Origin of the sequence: Nonomuraea sp. NPDC049309 (genome assembly GCF_043196965.1) — a bacterium.
Classification (GTDB): domain Bacteria; phylum Actinomycetota; class Actinomycetes; order Streptosporangiales; family Streptosporangiaceae; genus Nonomuraea; species Nonomuraea fastidiosa.
This window is the reverse complement of record NZ_JBICSH010000001.1, coordinates 2,655,285-2,671,548: the sequence shown is the minus strand read 5'-3', so window position 1 is coordinate 2,671,548 and position 16,264 is coordinate 2,655,285. Positions and strand designations below refer to the sequence as shown.

The window sequence follows — 16,264 nt, the reverse complement described above, 5'->3', positions numbered from 1 at the left end:
CGTGGTGCGTTCGTGCGTCCGTTGTCGTGGCGTGTGTCGGTCGGCGGGGCGAGCGCCCGGCCGGTACGCCGCCGCGGCGCACGGATTGGGCGCGCCGCCGTACATGTGCATGCCGGGATGGCGACGCGGCGGTCATGCCGCGGTCGCGTGAATGACGATGCGGGCCGGCCGTACGGCTATGGCGCCTGGTGAAGCGGTGCCGGCCGGAAGAACCGGTCGGTGGTGCCGGTCGGAAAGGTCTGGGACAGGCGGGTCAGGCGGTGAGGCTGCCGAGCAGCGACAGGCGCTCCTCCGACGGGCTGCCGGGCTCGGCCTGGTAGACGACGAGCTGCTGGCCGGGCGCGCTGTTCACGGTCAGCGACTCGTAGTGCAGGATCAGCTCGCCCACCAGCGGGTGGTGGAACCGCTTGGTCTCGTGGGTCTTCTGCCGGATGTCGTGGCGGGCCCACAGTTCGCGGAACTCGGCGCTCTTCAGCGACAGCTCGCCCACCAGATCGATCAGGTCGGGGTCGTCGTAGTCGGTGCCGATGTTCGCGCGCAGCGCGCCCACGGTGTTGAGCGCGGCCCGGTCCCAGTCGGGATAGAACGTACGCGCGTCCGGGTCGAGGAAGACCAGCCGTACCAGGTCGTCGCTGTAGGCGTGGCCGGCGAACAGGGCCTCGCCCAGGGCGTTGGCGGCCAGTACGGTCAGGCGCCGCCCCAGCACCAGGGCCGGGGTGTGCGGCCAGGCCGCCATCATGCGCAGCAGCGCGTCGCCGACCTCCTCGGGGCCGCGGGCCGTGCGGCGCGCGTCCACGGCCGGGTGGGCCAGGCGGTGCAGGTGGGCCGCGGCGTCGTCGTCCAGCTCCAGCGCCCTGGCGAGCGCGTCGACGACCTGGTCCGACGGGTGCCGTTCGCGGCCCTGTTCGAGCCTGATGTAGTAGTCGGTGCTGACTCCGGCGAGCTGCGCCACCTCCTCCCTGCGCAGCCCTGACACGCGGCGGCGCGCGCCGACCGGCATGCCGATGTCCTCCGGCTGGAGTCGCTCGCGGCGGGCTCGCAGGAACCGTCCGAGCAGGTTCTCCGTCTCCATGCCTTCAGGCTAGGTCAGGAACGCCCGCTCCACAGGCCCTGAGGGTGGGCGCGATACTCCCACCCTCAGGGCCGTTCCACCGGGGCTTGCGAGGGGCGCGGCCGCAGGGCCGTTCAGCCGGGGTTCAGAGCGGGCGGCCCGCGCCGGCGCCCGCCGGCACCAGTGCGTGCAGCGCCTGCGCGGGGTGCATGTGCGGCGCCGGGTCAGGGGTCCACCCGACGTCGCGGCCGAGCGTCGTGCCGGTGGCGGCCTCGTACGCGGCCACCACGTCCACCGCCCGCCCGTTCACCAGGTTGCCCTTGGCGGTGATGGCGGTGCCGCCGAACACGCTGAGCACCTTCTCGGCGGCGATGCCGTCGAACGCGTTCGCCTCGGCGTAGACCTTGGAGCCCGCGCCCACGCCGATGCTGTAGGCGTGCGCGTCACCGCCCCGGTAGTAGTTGTTGTAGACGTGCACGCGGCCCCACCGCACCCGGGGCGTGCGCTGCCCGAGGCCCTCGAAGTAGTTGTGGTGCACGGTGACGCGCAGCTTGTCCTGCTCGTCGTAGCGCGCCGGGTCGTCGGTGTTGCCGATCAGCGTCACCTTGTCGTGGTTGCCGAGGTGGTTCCACGAGATCGTGACGAGGTCGGATCCGCGTACGACGTCGAGCAGCCCGTCGTGCACCTGGTACGGCCGGCCGAAGTAGCGCGGCTGCCCGGAGTCGGGGTTGTCGCCGTCGTTGAGCGTGTTGTGGTCGAGCCACACGTGGGTCGAGCCGGACACCTCGACGTTGTCGAAGGAGGCGTTCCAGTTGCCCTCTTCTCCGTCGGTCGGGTCCCACTGCGGGAAGCAGTCGGCGGTGTCGGTGATGGTGAGGTTGCGGACGATCACGTTGTCGGCGTCGGTGATGCGCAGGCCGAAGCTCTTCAGCGCGGCGTCGCGCCCCAGGCCGATGAGCGTGACGTTGGAGCCGACGGTGATCGTGACGTGCTCGGCCATCTTCGCGTACGACGCCTTGCGCGCGTCCTCGAGCGGGCCCGACGGCACCCGGTCGCGGCCCCACACCTCGGGGTCGTAGGCCGCAAGGTAGGCGTCCAGGCTGTAGCCGTCAACGGCGTAGTCGTCGCAGGTCAGCGGGTTGCCCTGAGCGTCGGTGTCGGCGTCGATGGCGCCTTTGACGTACACGATCTTCGGGGTGTTGTCGGCGGGGTCGCCGAGTGCGGCGATGAGCTGCGCCCGGTCGGTGACGACGTGCACGTTCTCGGGGCGGGCGGCCGAGCCGCCGGTGGTGCCGGTGGTGGCCGCCGCCCAGCCGTCGCCCTTGGGCAGCACCTCGCGCCCCGGCTCGGGCCTGGGCTTGGGGCTCGGCGGGCGGACCGGGTTCCAGCCGTCGCGGCCCGCCAGGTAGCGCTCAGGCGTGTACTTCGCGGCCTCACGCGGGTCGAGCTGCGGGCGGTCGTCGTTGACGGTGGCGCCGGGGCCGTGGTTGCGGTACTCGGACAGGCGGGCGTCCCGCCAGTTCAGGCCCGACATGTCGGTCCACGGCGCATCCTTGAACTGCTGGCCGAGCCACGACTCGCGCACCAGCACCTGCCCGCGCGCGGTGGTCGAGCCGCCGGCCGGCCACGGGCGGCCCAGGTGGAAGGTGCGGGCGGGGGCGTTGCTGGTCAGGTGGCTGCGGTAGATGAGGAAGCCGTACGGGTTGGTGATCTCGGTGCTGGCGGCGGTGACGTAGCCGTTGTTGTCGGAGCTGCCGCGGCTCAGCGCCTTGATGACGCAGCGGTCGAACACCGCCGTCGCGCGGCCGAAGATGAAGTCCACGTCGCCCTCGACGTAGCAGTTGTGGAAGTACTGGCGGGCGACGGTCGTGGCGGACGGGGTGTTGGCGTACAGCGTGTCCTGGTTGCCGAGGAACCTGACGTTGTCGTAGACCTGCCGGTCGCCGGTCGTCCTGACCGCGACGGCCTGGCTGTTGCCGTTGGCGGCCTCGTCGTAGGCGTTCTCGAAGGTGAGGTTGCGGGCGGTGAAGTCGGGGGCCTCGATCGTGTACGACGCGCTGCCCGACGTGCCGTACGTGCCCGAGCCGTCCGGCTTCGGCGTGTCGGCCGACACGTCGTACGTCAGGACCACGTCGCGCGGGTCCGTGGTGTCGCCGGCCAGCGTGATGTACGGCTTGTCGGCCGGGATGACGACCTGCTGCCGGTAGGTGCCCTTGCGGACCAGGATCGTGACCGGCCGCCTGTTGCCGGAGGGCACGGCGTCGACGGCGTCCTGCACGGTCGGGTAGTCGCCCGAGCCGTCGGCCGCGACCACGATCGTGGACGGGCCCGCGGTCGCGGCGGTGGCGGGGGAGAGGGGGGTGAGAGCGGCGATCACCGTCAGGGCGATCAGCGAGGGGAGTGACGGGAGTCGCATGGCGCAACCTTGGAGCGTGTGCGGTGCAATCGTTTGCATGAAACCCTCACCCAAAGCCCTCACTTCGTCAATGGCCTGCAGTGAAACTGCACTTCTAAGGCGAATTTGCTGCAACAAGCGATTGCAACCGCTTCTCAGAGGTTGGAAGCGCTCCCATGCGGGCCGTCCTCAGGGGCGGAGGCGCGCGTCCTCAGGGGAGGGGCACGGATGGGCGGGACGCTGCTGCAGGGAGGGCGGGCGGCCGCTTCTCTGGCGTGGCCCTCGCGGGTAGGGCGGCGCGGATGGGTGGACGCTTGTGCGGAGGGGCGGGCGGCCGCTTCTCTGGCGTGGCCCTCATGGGCAGGGCGGCGTGGATGGGTGGACGCTTGTGCGCGGGCGGCCCTTTTCAAGCGTGGCCGTCACGGGCAGGGCGGCGCGTACGGGCGGCCAGGGAAATGGCGGTCCCACTCGGCGCGGGTGATGGACGTGCCGGCCTCCTCACAGATCCGCGCGCTCGCCTGCTCCACGTCCAGCCCGTAGAGCTGTACGGCGCTGCCCGACGTGCCGGCCAGCACGGTGCCGTCGGGCCCCGGCACGGCGTCGCGCACCGGCTTCGAGCCCGCGAACACCGCCCACAGCTCGGGGGCGGACGGATCGACCACGTCCCACACGCGCACGGTCCGGTCGGCGGAGGCCGTGACGAGCCTGCGGTCGTCGGCGGCGAACGCCACGCTCACCACGTCGGCGGCGTGGCCGGTCAGCTCCGACAGGCGGCGCGGGCTCGCGGTGTCGGAGACGTCCCAGAGCCGGACCGTGCCGTCGGACGACGCCGTGGCCAGCGTCGCTCCGTCGCCGCTGAACCGCAGGGCGAGCACCTGGCCGGTGTGCGCGGTGAACGCGGCGACCTGGCGCGGGCGGGCCGGCTTGGCGACGTCCCACAGCCGTACGGACGAGGTGCCCGAGCCGGTCGCCACGAGCTTGCCGTCCGGGCGGAACGCGGCGGCGGTCAGCCGGATCTCGGCGGGGCCGAGGTAGGCGAGGCGGGTGGGCGCGGCGGGGGATCCGACGTCCCACAGGGCCGCGCGGCCGTCGGAGGAGGTCGTCAGCACCGTGGTCTCGTCCGCGCCGAACGCGGCGGAGCGGATGCCGCCGGTGATCGTGCCGAGCGGCTTGGGCGCCTCAGGTGACGAGACGTCCCAGAGGCGGGCGGTGCCGTCGCGGGATGCGGTGACGAGGCGGTCGTCGCCGGGGCTGAACGCCGCCGTCAGCACCGTCTCGGTGTGCCCGGTGAGCGTGGCGTGCGCGGCGGCTGCCGCCGGGTCGGAGAGGTCCCACAGCCTGACCGTGTCGTCGTCGGACGCGCTGGCCAGCACGCCGCCGCTCGCGGAGATCGCCACCGCGGTCACCTCGCCGGTGTGCCGCGCCAGGCGGGCGCGGGGAGTGAGGCGGGCGGCGTCGGAGACGTTCCACAGGCGGGCGATGCCGTCGGCCCCCGAGGTGGCGAGGTGCCGCCCGTCGGGGCTGAACGCCACCCCCGTCACCGCGTCGGGAGACCCGGCCAGGGTCCCCACCGCCTCAGGCGCGGCCGGGTCGTCCACGCTCCACAGCCGGACGTCGGCGTCCGCCGAGGCGGCGGCGAGCAGCGTGCCGTCGGGGCTGAACGCGATGTCGTGCACCGCCGCGCCGCTGCCTTTGGCGGTGCCGGCCTGCTGGGCGGTGGCGACGTCCCACAGCTCGATCGTGCCGGTCGCCGAGGCCGCCGCCAGGGTGCGCCCGTCAGGGGAGAACGCGAGCCCGCGCAGACCGCCGTGCGTCGAGGCCAGGCTCGCCAGCGTGACCGGCGTGGCGGGGCTGCGCACGTCGAGGATGGTGATCGTGCCTCCGGCGGTGGCCAGCGCGGCCATGCGTCCGTCGGGGCTGAAGACGGCCTCGGTGAAGTCGGCGTCCTGGCGGACGACCGACAGCGCCGCCGGCTTGCGGAGGTTTGTCACGTTCCACAGCCGGGCGGTGCCGTCGGGGGACGCGGTGACCAGGACATCGCCCTCCGGCGCGAACGCCACCGACTCGACCGGCTCCTTGTGGCCTTCGAGCGTGGCCAGCGGGCGCGGACGGGCGGTGTCGGAGACGTCCCAGAGCCGGGCCGTGCCGTCGGCCGACCCCGTCGCCAGCACCTTCCCGCCCTTGGCGAACGCCGCCGTGCGCACCCCGCCGGTGTGGCCGCCCACCACGCCCAGCGCCTGCGGACGCAGCGGGTCGGCGACGTTCCACAACCGGGCGGTGAAGTCGCCGGACGCGGTCACGGCCACGCGGCCGTCCGCGCGGAAGGCCACCTGCTCGACCGGGGCGGTGTGGCCGATCAGCCGCGCCCCGATCGGACGCGCGAGCGAGCCGAGCAGCGCGCCGCGCGCCTCCGGCGTCGGCGACAGGCGGTAGGCCGCGAGCGCGAGCTGGGAGCCGAGCGAGGTGTCGCCCGCGCGGCTCGCCGCGGCCGCGACCTCGCGGGACAGCGCCTCGTCGCGCATGCGGGCCGCCTCCATGGCCCGCGCGTCGGCCCTGCCGCCCTGCACGACCGCCACCACGCCGCCCGCCGCCCCGGCCAGGACGAGGAGGGAGAGCGCGGCGATGGTGCCGCGGGCGATCAGCCTCCTGCGCTCCTGGCGGCGGCGCGAGGCCACCAGGAACTCCCGCTCGATCGGGCTCGCCTCGCGCACATCGCGTACGTCCGGCGCGCTCTTCCCGGCCCGCCGCGCCGCCTCCTCCGGCCACTGGGCGACCGCACCGGCTCCGTGCCCGGCATCCTCCGGCCACAGCGCGCGGTCGTCTCCCTGCGCGCCCTTTCCACTCTTTCCGGCCTTCCCGCTCTTTGTGCTCTTGCGCGTCCGCCGCGCCGTCTCGCGGCGGGCGGGATGCGCGAGGCCGACGACGGTCTCCGCCGTCGCGAGGCGGTCGCCGGCGTACAGGTACGACGGGTTCCTGCCGTCATCCCGCCACAGGGCGGCGTCCTCGGCCAGCCGCCCCCGCACGAGCAGCCGCGCCCGCCGCGCCTCGGCCCAGCTCGCCAGCCGGGGCCAGGCCCGCACCAGCGCCTCGTGGACCAGCCGCGCCTCGTCGCGCTCCACGGTGACCAGCCGCGCCCTGACCAGCTCGGCCAGCACCTGCCCGGCCACCGACTCGGGCCCCGGGCTCAGCTCGGCCACCGGCACCCGCCTGGGCAGCGCGCCCGCCTGCTCGTCCACGAGGACGAGCCGTTCGAGCAGCCCGCGCGCGACCGGCTCGAACTCCGCGCCGAGCCGCCGCAGCGTCTCCTCGCCGCTCATCGCGATCGCCCGCGCGACCCCGCCGCCGGCGCGGTAGCCCTCCATGGTGAGCACCCCGCCGGTACGCCGCCGCCAGGTGGCGAGCAGCGCCTGCGACAGCTTCGGCAGCGGGTCCTCATCGACCCGGCGCAGGTCGTCCAGGATCAGCTCGACCAGCCCCGGCTCGATGGCGAGCCCGGCCCGCGCGGCGGGCTCCTCGATGACCCTGCGCACCCCGGCGGGCGGCAGCGGCGGCACGATCTCCGGCCGCCGCAGCCCCTGGAGCAGCCCCGGATAGGCGGCGCAGCGCGCGAAGAAGTCGCCGCGTACCGCGATCACCACCGCCGCCGACCCCGACAGCTCGGCCAGCGCCGCCACGAAGCGCCGCCGCGACGTCTCGTCGCCGCACGCGGTGAACACCTCTTCGAACTGGTCGACCACCACCAGCGTGGGGCCGGGCAGCCCGCGGCGGGCCGCCGCCGGGTCGGACTCGATGATCGCGCGCAGGCGTGCGGGATCGACCCCGCCCAGCGCGGCCAGCTCGGCGGCCAGCGCCGCCGTCGGCTCGGCGCCGGGGGTCAGCGCGATGCACCGCCCCACCTCGTCCTTCAGCACGGGCAGCAGCCCCGCGCGCAGCAACGACGTCTTGCCGCACCCCGAAGGGCCGGTGAGGACGAGCGGCCCCGCGCCGTCGAACGCCTGCGCGCCGAGCACCATCGGCGGCCGGGCCGCCCGCAGCGCCTGGCGGACGCGCCCGACCAGCGACCGCGTCGCCTCCTCGCGCCCGGCGAACACCGCGGCGTGCTCGGCCCCGTACGGCGCCAGCCCCCGGTAAGGGCTGCCGGGATCGCCGGGCGAGGCCACCGGCCGCTGCCGGACCCGGGGCGCCGCGTGGGCCGGGTTGACGGCCAGCGGCGGCAGCTCCTCCAGCTCGATCGCCTCCCGCCGGGGACGCGGGAACCCGGCGGCGGGCAGGGCCCTGGCCAGACGGTGGTGCACGTGGTCGAGCGTGAACGCGGGCGGGCCCTCGGGATCGCCCTCGCGCAGGAGCCGCAGCAGCCCGCCGCTGAGCGCGGTGTGCCGCACGCCGGGCAGCGCCCACGAGTTGGGCTCCTTGCTCGTCGCGGCCAGCACGTACGCACCCGGCCAGGCCAGCGACTGCTCCATGAGCTTGGCGGGCACCGGACGGCCGCCGCCGCTGAAGCAGCAGTCGAGCACCACGACCGCGAGCCCGGCCCGCGACCCGGCCATGATCCGCCGCATCAGCGCGTACGGCAGCGCCTGGTAGCCCGCCGTGCCCTCCGACAGGTCGGCCGTGGCGCCGGTGGCGAGGTAGAGCTCGTCGCCCGGCCCGAACAGGGCGTGCCCGACGAAGTGGAACATCAGCACGCTCGTCGCCTCGCGCGCCGCCCGCTCGAGCGCCGTGCCGAGCTCGGCCGGGCCGGCCGGGTCGAGCAGCACGTCGAGCCGGTCGGGGGACAGGCCGGCCCGCTCCACCAGGCAGCGGGCGACGTCGTCGAGCGTGGCGGCCACGGCGGGCGCGTGCGGCAGCCGGGAGGCGGGCCGATGCGTGCCCGTGCCGGCCAGCAGCACCCGGGCCCCGGCGTCGGACAGCAGCAGCGGTGGACCGTTCCATCGCATGTCGCGCACGGGCCGAGTCTTCTCGATCGTGGCTGGTTCGTCCTCGGTCATCCGGCGTTCCACCGCGCAAGGCTCGTCGAGTTCGGCTTTTGACGGATGACAATGTACGCAGCTCCGGGGCGGCCGTCGAGGGGTACGAAAGCCCGCTGACCAGCAGTTATCCCCGCATATTCGGGCACATCATGACGGGCAATCTGCGTCACCAGTTGGCCGGCAGCCCGGGGGTCGTGGCGGGCAGCCGGTGGCCCCTCGGGTGGATCACGTACGCCACCCCGCCGCTGCTCGAACTCCGCAGCCACACGTTCTCGAACGCGGCCCGCGGATAGACCCTGCGCACGGCCGCGTTGCTCGGCGACGCCGGGTCGTTGGCGATCACGTCGCCGTCATCGGTGAAGCCGACGACCACCATGAGATGGCCATCCGTGCCGTAACCCGCGCCCGGCAGCTCCTCCTTCGTGAACGACTGCGAGGTGATCACCGGCACGCCCGCGCTGATCAGCCGCTCCAGCTCGGTCAGCGAGCGGAGCCTGGTGACGAACCCGTCGAGGCCGTACCGGCCCGCGTACGCGGTGTTGAACGGCCAGTTGCCGGTGCCCCCGTAGGCGTGGTCGTAGGTGTGGCGGGCGGCGTGGTCCACCTCGGGGTTCGGGTCGGAGCCGTCCACCCAGGCGGTGTCCTGCCCGCTCGGCCAGACGCCCCAGTACCCCATCACCATCGTGGTCGAGGTCGGGCTGCACCACGCCTCGCCGCCGCCGTTCCACTCGGGATAGTGGCCCTTGTGAAGGTTCTGGGACCGGCGCGGCACCGCCAGCTCCTTGCCCCACGCGCCGCCGCCTGGACTGACCGGCACGCTCTCGCGGCGCGGCACGTTGGAGCTCATCACGCCGGACGTGCGCACCCGGGGGACGACGCCCGAGCCGGGCCGCCGGTAGAGGGTCAGCCGGAGCTGGTAGCCGCTGAGCGGCTTGCCCGCCGCCGCGACCAGCGTGTCCACGGCCACCTTCGCGTCGGCGTCCGACTGCCCGGGGACCGAGGTGCGCAGCACGTCGCCCTCCGCGTACGACCAGCGGCCCAGCGAGTACCACCGGGTCAGCCCCCCGGCGTTCCTGCCCCTCGCCTCCACCTGCAGCCAGCTTCCCGGCGGCACGTCGGCCGTCCACGACGCGATCAGTTCGGTGGCGGGAAAGCCGATGTCCTGCTCGGGGCCGGTCCAGCGGGCGTACTCCCACGTCTTGGTGCCCAGCGCGTCGGTGTACGAGACCGTGCCCGCGGCCTCCCCGAACGCCAGACCGTCCGACGCCGTCGTGCCCTCGGCGGTGCCCGCGGTGAAGTCGGCCCGCTGGAACACCACGTCGGGCGTCGCCGCGGCCTGCTTCGCGTTCGCGGGTGCGGCGCACGTCGCGACCATGGCGCACGTGGACGCGAACGACGCGAAGGACAACAACACGGTCAGCGCGCGCATGAACCCACCCTGCTTCGAAGGCGATCGGTGTGGCCGGGAGTATGCGCTGACAGTATGCGCGCCGGGCCGGGCACGACCATCGGCAGATCTACGTAATCACTCTCGATTCCCGCGGTTGTTCGCGCATGATCCCCGGCGCCGGGGTGAGCATGCCTACGACGGAGGACGGGAGCGCTCGCTATGCGGAAATACGTGATCATGGGGGTGCAGGGCAGCGGCAAGGGCACCCAGAGCGCCATGCTCGCCAGTGACCTGGACCTCGTCCACATCAGCGTCGGCGACATCTTCCGCTGGCACGTCAAGAACCACACCAAGATCGGCGCCCAGGTGCGCCGCCTCGTCGCGGCCGGCGAGCTGGTCGGCGACGACCTCGTGGAGGACGTCGTCAAGGACCGGCTCGACCTGCACGACTGGAACTACGGCTTCATCATCGACGGCTTCCCGCGCAACCGCCGCCAGGCCGAGTTCTTCCTGGAGAGCTACGACATCGACGGCGTCATCCACCTCGACCTGCCCGACGAGGAGGTGCGCAGGCGGGTGCTCGCCCGGCGGTTGTGCTCGCGCTGCGGCATGGACTACAACCTCATCGCCCACCGGCCCGAGGAGGAGGGCCGCTGCGACGTGTGCGGCGGCGAGCTGGTGACCAGGCCCGACGACACCCCCGATGCGCTCGCCAGGCGGCTGGCCGACTATCACGACAAGACCGGGCCGGTGCTGGAGCTGTTCCGGCGCAAGGAGTACGTGCTCACCATCGACGCCCGCGCCGGCAAGCTGGAGGTGCAGCGCACCATCCGCGCCCGCTTCGACCTGCCGCCCTACCGGGGCGAGTGCTGAGCGGACCGGGGCGACGGCTAAAGAGTCGGTCATGGCGGCGCATCGTTGCGGTCGGACCGCCCCCGCGACCCGACCGGCCGGTAGGAGGATCGCCACCGGGTCGAGACAAGCGCATAGGGGCGGGGGTACGACATGGGCAGGCCCGGAATCGCGGCGATCATCTCGCTCGCCGCGCTGGGCAGCGCCGCCTGGGCGGCGATCACGGCACTTCCCGCGAACTCCGCCCCGCCCGCGATGCACGCGCCCGTCCCTGCGGCCGCACGGTCCGTCCCCGGCCACGACGACCGCCGGCCTGCCGCCGAGGAGGGCAGGCCCGCGCCCGGCGGCTCCGCTTACGGGCCTGCACCCGGCGGCGCCGTTTACGGTCCCGCGCCTGGGAGCGCGGTTTTCGGTCCCGCACCCGGCAGCGTCGCCAAGAGCGCGGCCGGCCCTGACGGGGTCGTGCGCGGCTCCCCGTACGGACCGCTGCCCGGCCAGTCAGGACAGCGCGGCGGGGACCAGACGTACGGGCCGGACGGCGAACAGGGAGGACGGCGGGGCGGCCCGCCCGCGCCCAGGCCGAGCGCGTCCGGGACGCCCAAAGCGCCGCCGCTGCTGCGCGTCGCCCAGGAGCTCACCCCCGACCCCGTGATCATCGGGGACACCGCGGTCTACGCCCTGACCATCACCAACGCCGGCATCACGGACGCCACGGGCGTCGTCGCCACCGGCGTGCTCGACCGTGACCTCATCCCGGGCCGGCTCCCCGGCGGCTGCCGCCTCGCCGGCCGCACGCTCACCTGCGGAGGGCCGGGCATGGCGCTCCCCGCGGGGCAGAGCGTGACGTTCGAGCTGCCGGTCACCACCGACCCGGCGCTGCGGCACGGCACGAACCTGGTCAACCGCGCCCACGTCACCGCCCCCGACGCGACCCCCGACGAGGCCGAGCTGGCGACCAGGGCGCGGGCGGTCGCGGAGGTCGAGGTGCGCCAGGAGGGCGCGCCGAAGGAGGTGGGCCACGGGGAGCCGATCCGGTACCGGCTGACGGTGACCAACCACGGCCCCTCGCGGGCGGCGAACGTCTCCCTGCACAACCCGGCCGACGGCGGGACGATCGCGCGGCGCCCGGCGGAGTGCCCGCAGAGCGGCCCCGCGCTCATCTGCCCGCTCGGCTCGCTCGCGCCGGGGGAGAGCAGGACGTACGCCTTCAGCCTGACCCCGTACGAGTCCGGCCCGCTGACGATCTGCGCGTCGGTCACCACCGGCGGCGGTGAGGAGAACACCGCCGACAACCGCGCCTGCGCCGACACGGTCGTGGCGGCGGCGCCGGAGCCGGAGAGCACCCCGGAGGCCGAGGAGACGCCCGAGCCGACCCCCACCGCGACCCCGGAAGAAGAGCGTGAGGACGGCGGGCACGAGCCGGTCGAGGAGCCGCGCCGCGAGCGCCACAGGGACGCCCCCGCAGCCGCGGGCGAGATGCCGCCGCCCGCGCACCACGAGGCCGGGGAGCTGCCGGTGACCGGCGCGCCGGTCTGGATGCTGGGCCTGGGGGTGGCGGTGCTGATCGCGATCGGCCTGCTCGTGCGCTACTTCTCCCACCAGGACGGGCACCCCTCCTGACCCGCGCCCAGGAGCTCTCAGCCCAGCACGTCGCGGCTCCACGAGCCGAGGACGAGCAGGGTCTTGGTGCCCGTGACGTCACCGGCCCTGCGCAGCCGGTCGATGACCTGCTGCAGGTGGCCGAGGTCGCGCACGCGTACGTGGATCAGCGCGTCGGGGTCGCCCGCGATCGTGAACACCTCCTGCACCTCCGGCACGTCGGTGGCGGTGCGGATGATCTCGCTGACCGGGGTGGTGCCGGGGTAGCGCAGCTCGGTGAAGGCCTCGATGCCCCAGCCGAGCTTGGCGTAGTCGATCTGCACCGAGAAACCGGTGATCACGCCGAGCTCCTTGAGCCGGTCGACCCGCCGCTTGACCGCCGCCACCGAAAGGCCGATACGCTCGGCCATCTCGGAGAACGTCCTGCGTCCGTCCTCACGCAGGAGCCGCAGCACTTGGTGATCGATCTCGTCGATCTCAGGCACGGAGTACGCCCCCTTCACGCGCAAAGAACGTCGGCTGGCACGTCCATGAACTCATATTGTTTGCGTCTTTGGCCCGGTTTCTCGTCTAATACTTGCGCACATCATGCCCGGGTTGCTGTGCTGGGAAGCAGCGTGCCACGAGGCGAGCACGTATGAACGCCAGGAGGTTCGCATGAGCGCGAGCGAGACTCCCACCCCCGTGTCGCTCGACGACAAGTACACGGCACTCGACGGCCGCGTGCTCATCTCGGGCATCCAAGCCCTGGTGCGCCTGACGCTGGAGCAGCGCCGCCTGGACGACGAGCGCGGGCTGGACACCCGCGCGTTCGTCAGCGGCTATCCCGGCTCGCCGCTGGCGGGCGTGGACCTGGAGATGGGCAGGGCGGCCAGGCACCTGGAGCCCGCCGGCGTGGTCTTCCAGCCCGGTCTGAACGAGGAGCTCGCCGCCACCGCCGTCGCCGGCACGCAGCTCCTCGATCAGGTGCCGGGCCGCCGCCACGAGGGCGTGACCGGCTTCTGGTACGGCAAGAACCCCGGGCTCGACCGCGCCGCCGACGCCATCAGGCACGCCAACGTCGCCGGCACCGCCCCGCTCGGCGGCGCGGTGGCCTGGATCGGCGACGACCCCGGCTGCAAGTCGTCCACGCTGCCCAGCTCGTGCGAGCCGATGTGCCAGAGCCTGTCCATGCCGCTGCTCGCGCCCGCCACGGTCGCCGAGATCATCGAGTACGGCCTGCACGCGGTGGCCATGTCGCGCGCCAGCGGCCTGTGGGTGGGCCTGAAGATCGTGGCCGACATCGCCGACGCCTCCGCCACCGTGGACCTCGGCCCGCTGCGCGCCGGCGTGCCCGTGCCCGAGCGCGCCGCCAAGGGGCCCGCCCCCATCCTGCTCGGCCCAGCCGCGCTCGACGCCGAGCACGACATGCTCACCCGCCGTCTCGCCCTCGCCCGCGCGTACGCACGCGAGCACGGCCTCAACCGCGTGACGGCCGGCGCCGGCAACACCGGGCTCGGCATCCTCGCCTCCGGAGCCACGTACGCGGCGGTCGAGCGCGCGCTCGGCGACCTCGGCATCGACGAGGCCGCCATGGACGCGCACGGCATCCGGCTCATCAAGATCGCGATGCCGTTCCCGCTCGATGCCGCCGAGCTGGCCGAGCTGACCTCGGGCCTGGCCCGGGTGCTCGTGGTCGAGGACAAGGTGGCGTTCCTCGAAGGCCAGCTCAAGCAGGCCCTGTACGGCGCCGCGCACGCCCCCGAGATCAGGGGCCGCGACCTGCTGCCCGCCAGGGGCACGCTGGGCGCCGACGACGTCGCCAGGGCCGTCGCCTCCTGCCTCGGCATCGAGCCGCCCCGCCGCGAGCGCCGCCGCGCCCTGCTGCCGGTGGTCGCCGCGCGCACCCCGTACTTCTGCTCCGGCTGCCCGCACAACACCTCCACCCGCACCGCCGACGGCACGCTGGTCGGCGTGGGCATCGGCTGCCACGCGATGATCGCGCTCGACGGCCACGGGCGCGGCACCCAGGTCGGCATCACCCAGATGGGCGGGGAGGGCGCCCAGTGGATCGGGCTCGCGCCGTTCACCGACGACCGGCACTTCGTGCAGAACCTCGGCGACGGCACCTACCACCACTCGGGCTCGCTGGCCATCAGGGCGGCCGTCGCGGCCGGGGTGCCGATCACGTACAAGCTGCTCTACAACGACGCGGTCGCCATGACCGGCGGCCAGCACCCCGAGGGCAAGCTCGACGTGCCGTCGCTGACCCGCGAGCTGGCCCTGGAGGGCGTGCGCAAGGTCGTGATCACCACGCCGGAGCCCGAGCGGTACCGGGGCGTCGAGCTCGCGCCGATCGCCTCCGTACGGCACCGCGACGACCTGCCCGAGGTCGAGAAGGAGCTGGCCGCGGCCGGCGGGGTGACCGTGCTCATCCACGACGACCGCTGCGCCGCCGAGGAACGGCGGCTGCGCAAGCGCGGCAAGCTGCCCGTACCCACCCAGAAGGTGTACATCAACGAGCGGGTCTGCGAGGGCTGCGGCGACTGCGGCGACGTCTCGACCTGCCTGTCCGTGCAGCCCGTCGAGACCGAGTACGGCCGCAAGACCCGCATCCACCAGGCGTCCTGCAACACCGACCTGAGCTGCCTCAAGGGCGACTGCCCGTCGTTCCTGCTGGTCGAGCCGGGCACCAAGGAGCCCAGGAAGGCGCCGGAACCGCCCGTCACCCCGCCCGAGCCGGTCGCCGCGCACGGCGACGAGACGCTCATCAGGATGCCCGGCATCGGCGGCACCGGCGTGGTCACCGTCTCGCAGATCCTCCAGATGGCCGCCCACCTCGACGGGCTGCACGCCACCGGCCTCGAGCAGACCGGCCTCGCGCAGAAGGGCGGGCCCGTGGTCAGCGACGTGCGGATCGGCAAGCGGCCGCCGTCCGGGCACGTGCGCGCCTCGCAGGGCAGCGCCGACGTGCTCATCGGGTTCGACGTGCTCGGGGCGGCGGCCGACGCCACCCTCGCCGTGGCCGCGCCGGAACGCACCGTCGCCGTGCTCAACACCTCCGTGGTGCCCACCGCCGCCATGGTCACCGGGCGCATCCCCGTGCCCGGCCACGCCGACGCCGTCGCCCGCGTCGCCACCGCCACCCGCGAGCAGGTCTGCGTGGACGCCCACGCACTGTCGGAAGCGCTGTTCGGCGACCACATGCCGGCCAACCTGCTGCTGCTCGGCGCCGCCTACCAGAAGGGCTGCCTGCCCGTCGGCGCCGCCTCGATCGAGCAGGCCATCCGGCTCAACCGGGCCTCCGTCGAGCAGAACCTCGCCGCGTTCCGGTGGGGGCGGGCCGCCGTGCACGACCCCGAGGCCGTGCGCAGGGCCGCGCTGCCCGAGACCGCCCGGCCGAAGACGTTCGACGAGGTCGTGGCCGACCGCGTCGCCGACCTCACCGGCTACCAGAACGCCACCTACGCCCGCACGTACGAAGACGACGTCCGCCGCGTCGCCGCCCGCGCCGTCGAGCGCGCCGGCGAGCAGGCCGGCACCGCCATCGCACTCGCCTACGCGCGCGGCCTGCACAAGCTGATGGCCTATAAGGACGAGTACGAGGTCGCCCGCCTCCACCTCGACCCCGCAGAGGTGGCGCGGCGCGAGCGCGAATTCGGCGCGGACGCCAAGGTCACGGTGCTGCTGCACCCGCCCGTGCTGCGCGCGATGGGCATGAAGCGCAAGATCAAGGTGGGCCGCTCGGCCGGGGTGCTCTTCCGCGGCCTGCGCGCCGCCAGGGTGCTGCGGGGGACCGCGTTCGACGTGTTCGGCAAGGCCGAGGTGCGCCGGGTCGAGCGGGCGCTCATCGGCGAGTACCGCGGGCTCGTCCGCACCGCGCTCGACCGCCTCACCCCCGAGACCGCCTCCGTCGTCGAGGAGATCGCCGGGCTGCCCGACCTGATCCGGGGGTACGAGGACATCAAGCTCGCAAGGGTCGCAGAGTTCCGCGAGCGCGCTCAAAAGGCGCTGGACAACCTCTAAGC

The 16,264-nt window shown here is 73.9% G+C and carries 8 protein-coding genes; 3 read left to right on the top strand and 5 right to left on the bottom strand.

Going from position 1 to position 16,264, the window contains the following annotated elements; genetic code table 11:
• Positions 1 to 253: 253 nt before the first annotated feature.
• The 4 genes from ACGFIM_RS11830 to ACGFIM_RS11815 all read right to left on the bottom strand — a co-directional run bounded on the left by ACGFIM_RS11830 (position 254) and on the right by ACGFIM_RS11815 (position 9,845).
• Entirely contained in the window at positions 254 to 1,072 is an 819-nt protein-coding gene (locus ACGFIM_RS11830; protein ID WP_393198544.1) for a helix-turn-helix transcriptional regulator, read from the bottom strand.
• A gap of 124 nt (positions 1,073 to 1,196) precedes the next feature.
• Positions 1,197 to 3,467 carry a pectinesterase family protein gene (locus ACGFIM_RS11825; RefSeq protein ID WP_393198541.1) on the bottom strand — a complete coding sequence of 757 codons (2,271 nt, stop codon included), beginning with the start codon at positions 3,465 to 3,467 and terminating at the stop codon, positions 1,197 to 1,199.
• Positions 3,468 to 3,865: 398 nt separating this feature from the next.
• A complete protein-coding gene (locus tag ACGFIM_RS11820; RefSeq protein WP_393199718.1) occupies positions 3,866 to 8,383 on the bottom strand; it encodes a hypothetical protein in 4,518 nt (1,505 codons plus the stop codon).
• A 199-nt stretch (positions 8,384 to 8,582) separates the two neighbouring features.
• On the bottom strand, positions 8,583 to 9,845 hold the full coding sequence (locus ACGFIM_RS11815) for a peptidase C39 family protein (protein WP_393198538.1): 1,263 nt from the start codon (positions 9,843 to 9,845) through the stop codon (positions 8,583 to 8,585).
• A gap of 180 nt (positions 9,846 to 10,025) precedes the next feature.
• Between ACGFIM_RS11815 and ACGFIM_RS11810 the strand changes: the two genes are divergently transcribed.
• Positions 10,026 to 10,679, top strand: a complete 654-nt coding sequence (locus tag ACGFIM_RS11810) for an adenylate kinase family protein (RefSeq protein WP_393198535.1) — start codon at positions 10,026 to 10,028, stop codon at positions 10,677 to 10,679.
• A 132-nt stretch (positions 10,680 to 10,811) separates the two neighbouring features.
• Positions 10,812 to 12,278, top strand: coding sequence for a hypothetical protein (locus tag ACGFIM_RS11805; RefSeq protein WP_393198532.1), 1,467 nt, complete (start codon positions 10,812 to 10,814; stop codon positions 12,276 to 12,278).
• A gap of 17 nt (positions 12,279 to 12,295) precedes the next feature.
• Here ACGFIM_RS11805 and ACGFIM_RS11800 read toward each other — a convergent pair whose 3' ends face one another.
• On the bottom strand, positions 12,296 to 12,742 hold the full coding sequence (locus ACGFIM_RS11800) for an Lrp/AsnC family transcriptional regulator (RefSeq protein WP_393198529.1): 447 nt from the start codon (positions 12,740 to 12,742) through the stop codon (positions 12,296 to 12,298).
• Positions 12,743 to 12,914: 172 nt separating this feature from the next.
• On the opposite strand from ACGFIM_RS11800, the gene ACGFIM_RS11795 reads away from it, so the two are divergent.
• Entirely contained in the window at positions 12,915 to 16,262 is a 3,348-nt protein-coding gene (locus ACGFIM_RS11795; protein WP_393198526.1) for an indolepyruvate ferredoxin oxidoreductase family protein, read from the top strand.
• The last annotated feature ends 2 nt before the right edge of the window (positions 16,263 to 16,264 follow it).

Bases quoted from the DNA above. Each gene is read 5' to 3' on its own strand.
- ACGFIM_RS11805 (WP_393198532.1), top strand. From the start codon at position 10,812: ATGGGCAGGCCCGGAATCGCGGCGATCATCTCGCTCGCCGCGCTGGGC.
- ACGFIM_RS11820 (WP_393199718.1), bottom strand. From the start codon at position 8,383: ATGCGATGGAACGGTCCACCGCTGCTGCTGTCCGACGCCGGGGCCCGG.
- ACGFIM_RS11815 (WP_393198538.1), bottom strand. From the start codon at position 9,845: ATGCGCGCGCTGACCGTGTTGTTGTCCTTCGCGTCGTTCGCGTCCACG.
- ACGFIM_RS11825 (WP_393198541.1), bottom strand. From the start codon at position 3,467: ATGCGACTCCCGTCACTCCCCTCGCTGATCGCCCTGACGGTGATCGCC.
- ACGFIM_RS11830 (WP_393198544.1), bottom strand. From the start codon at position 1,072: ATGGAGACGGAGAACCTGCTCGGACGGTTCCTGCGAGCCCGCCGCGAG.
- ACGFIM_RS11810 (WP_393198535.1), top strand. From the start codon at position 10,026: ATGCGGAAATACGTGATCATGGGGGTGCAGGGCAGCGGCAAGGGCACC.
- ACGFIM_RS11795 (WP_393198526.1), top strand. From the start codon at position 12,915: ATGAGCGCGAGCGAGACTCCCACCCCCGTGTCGCTCGACGACAAGTAC.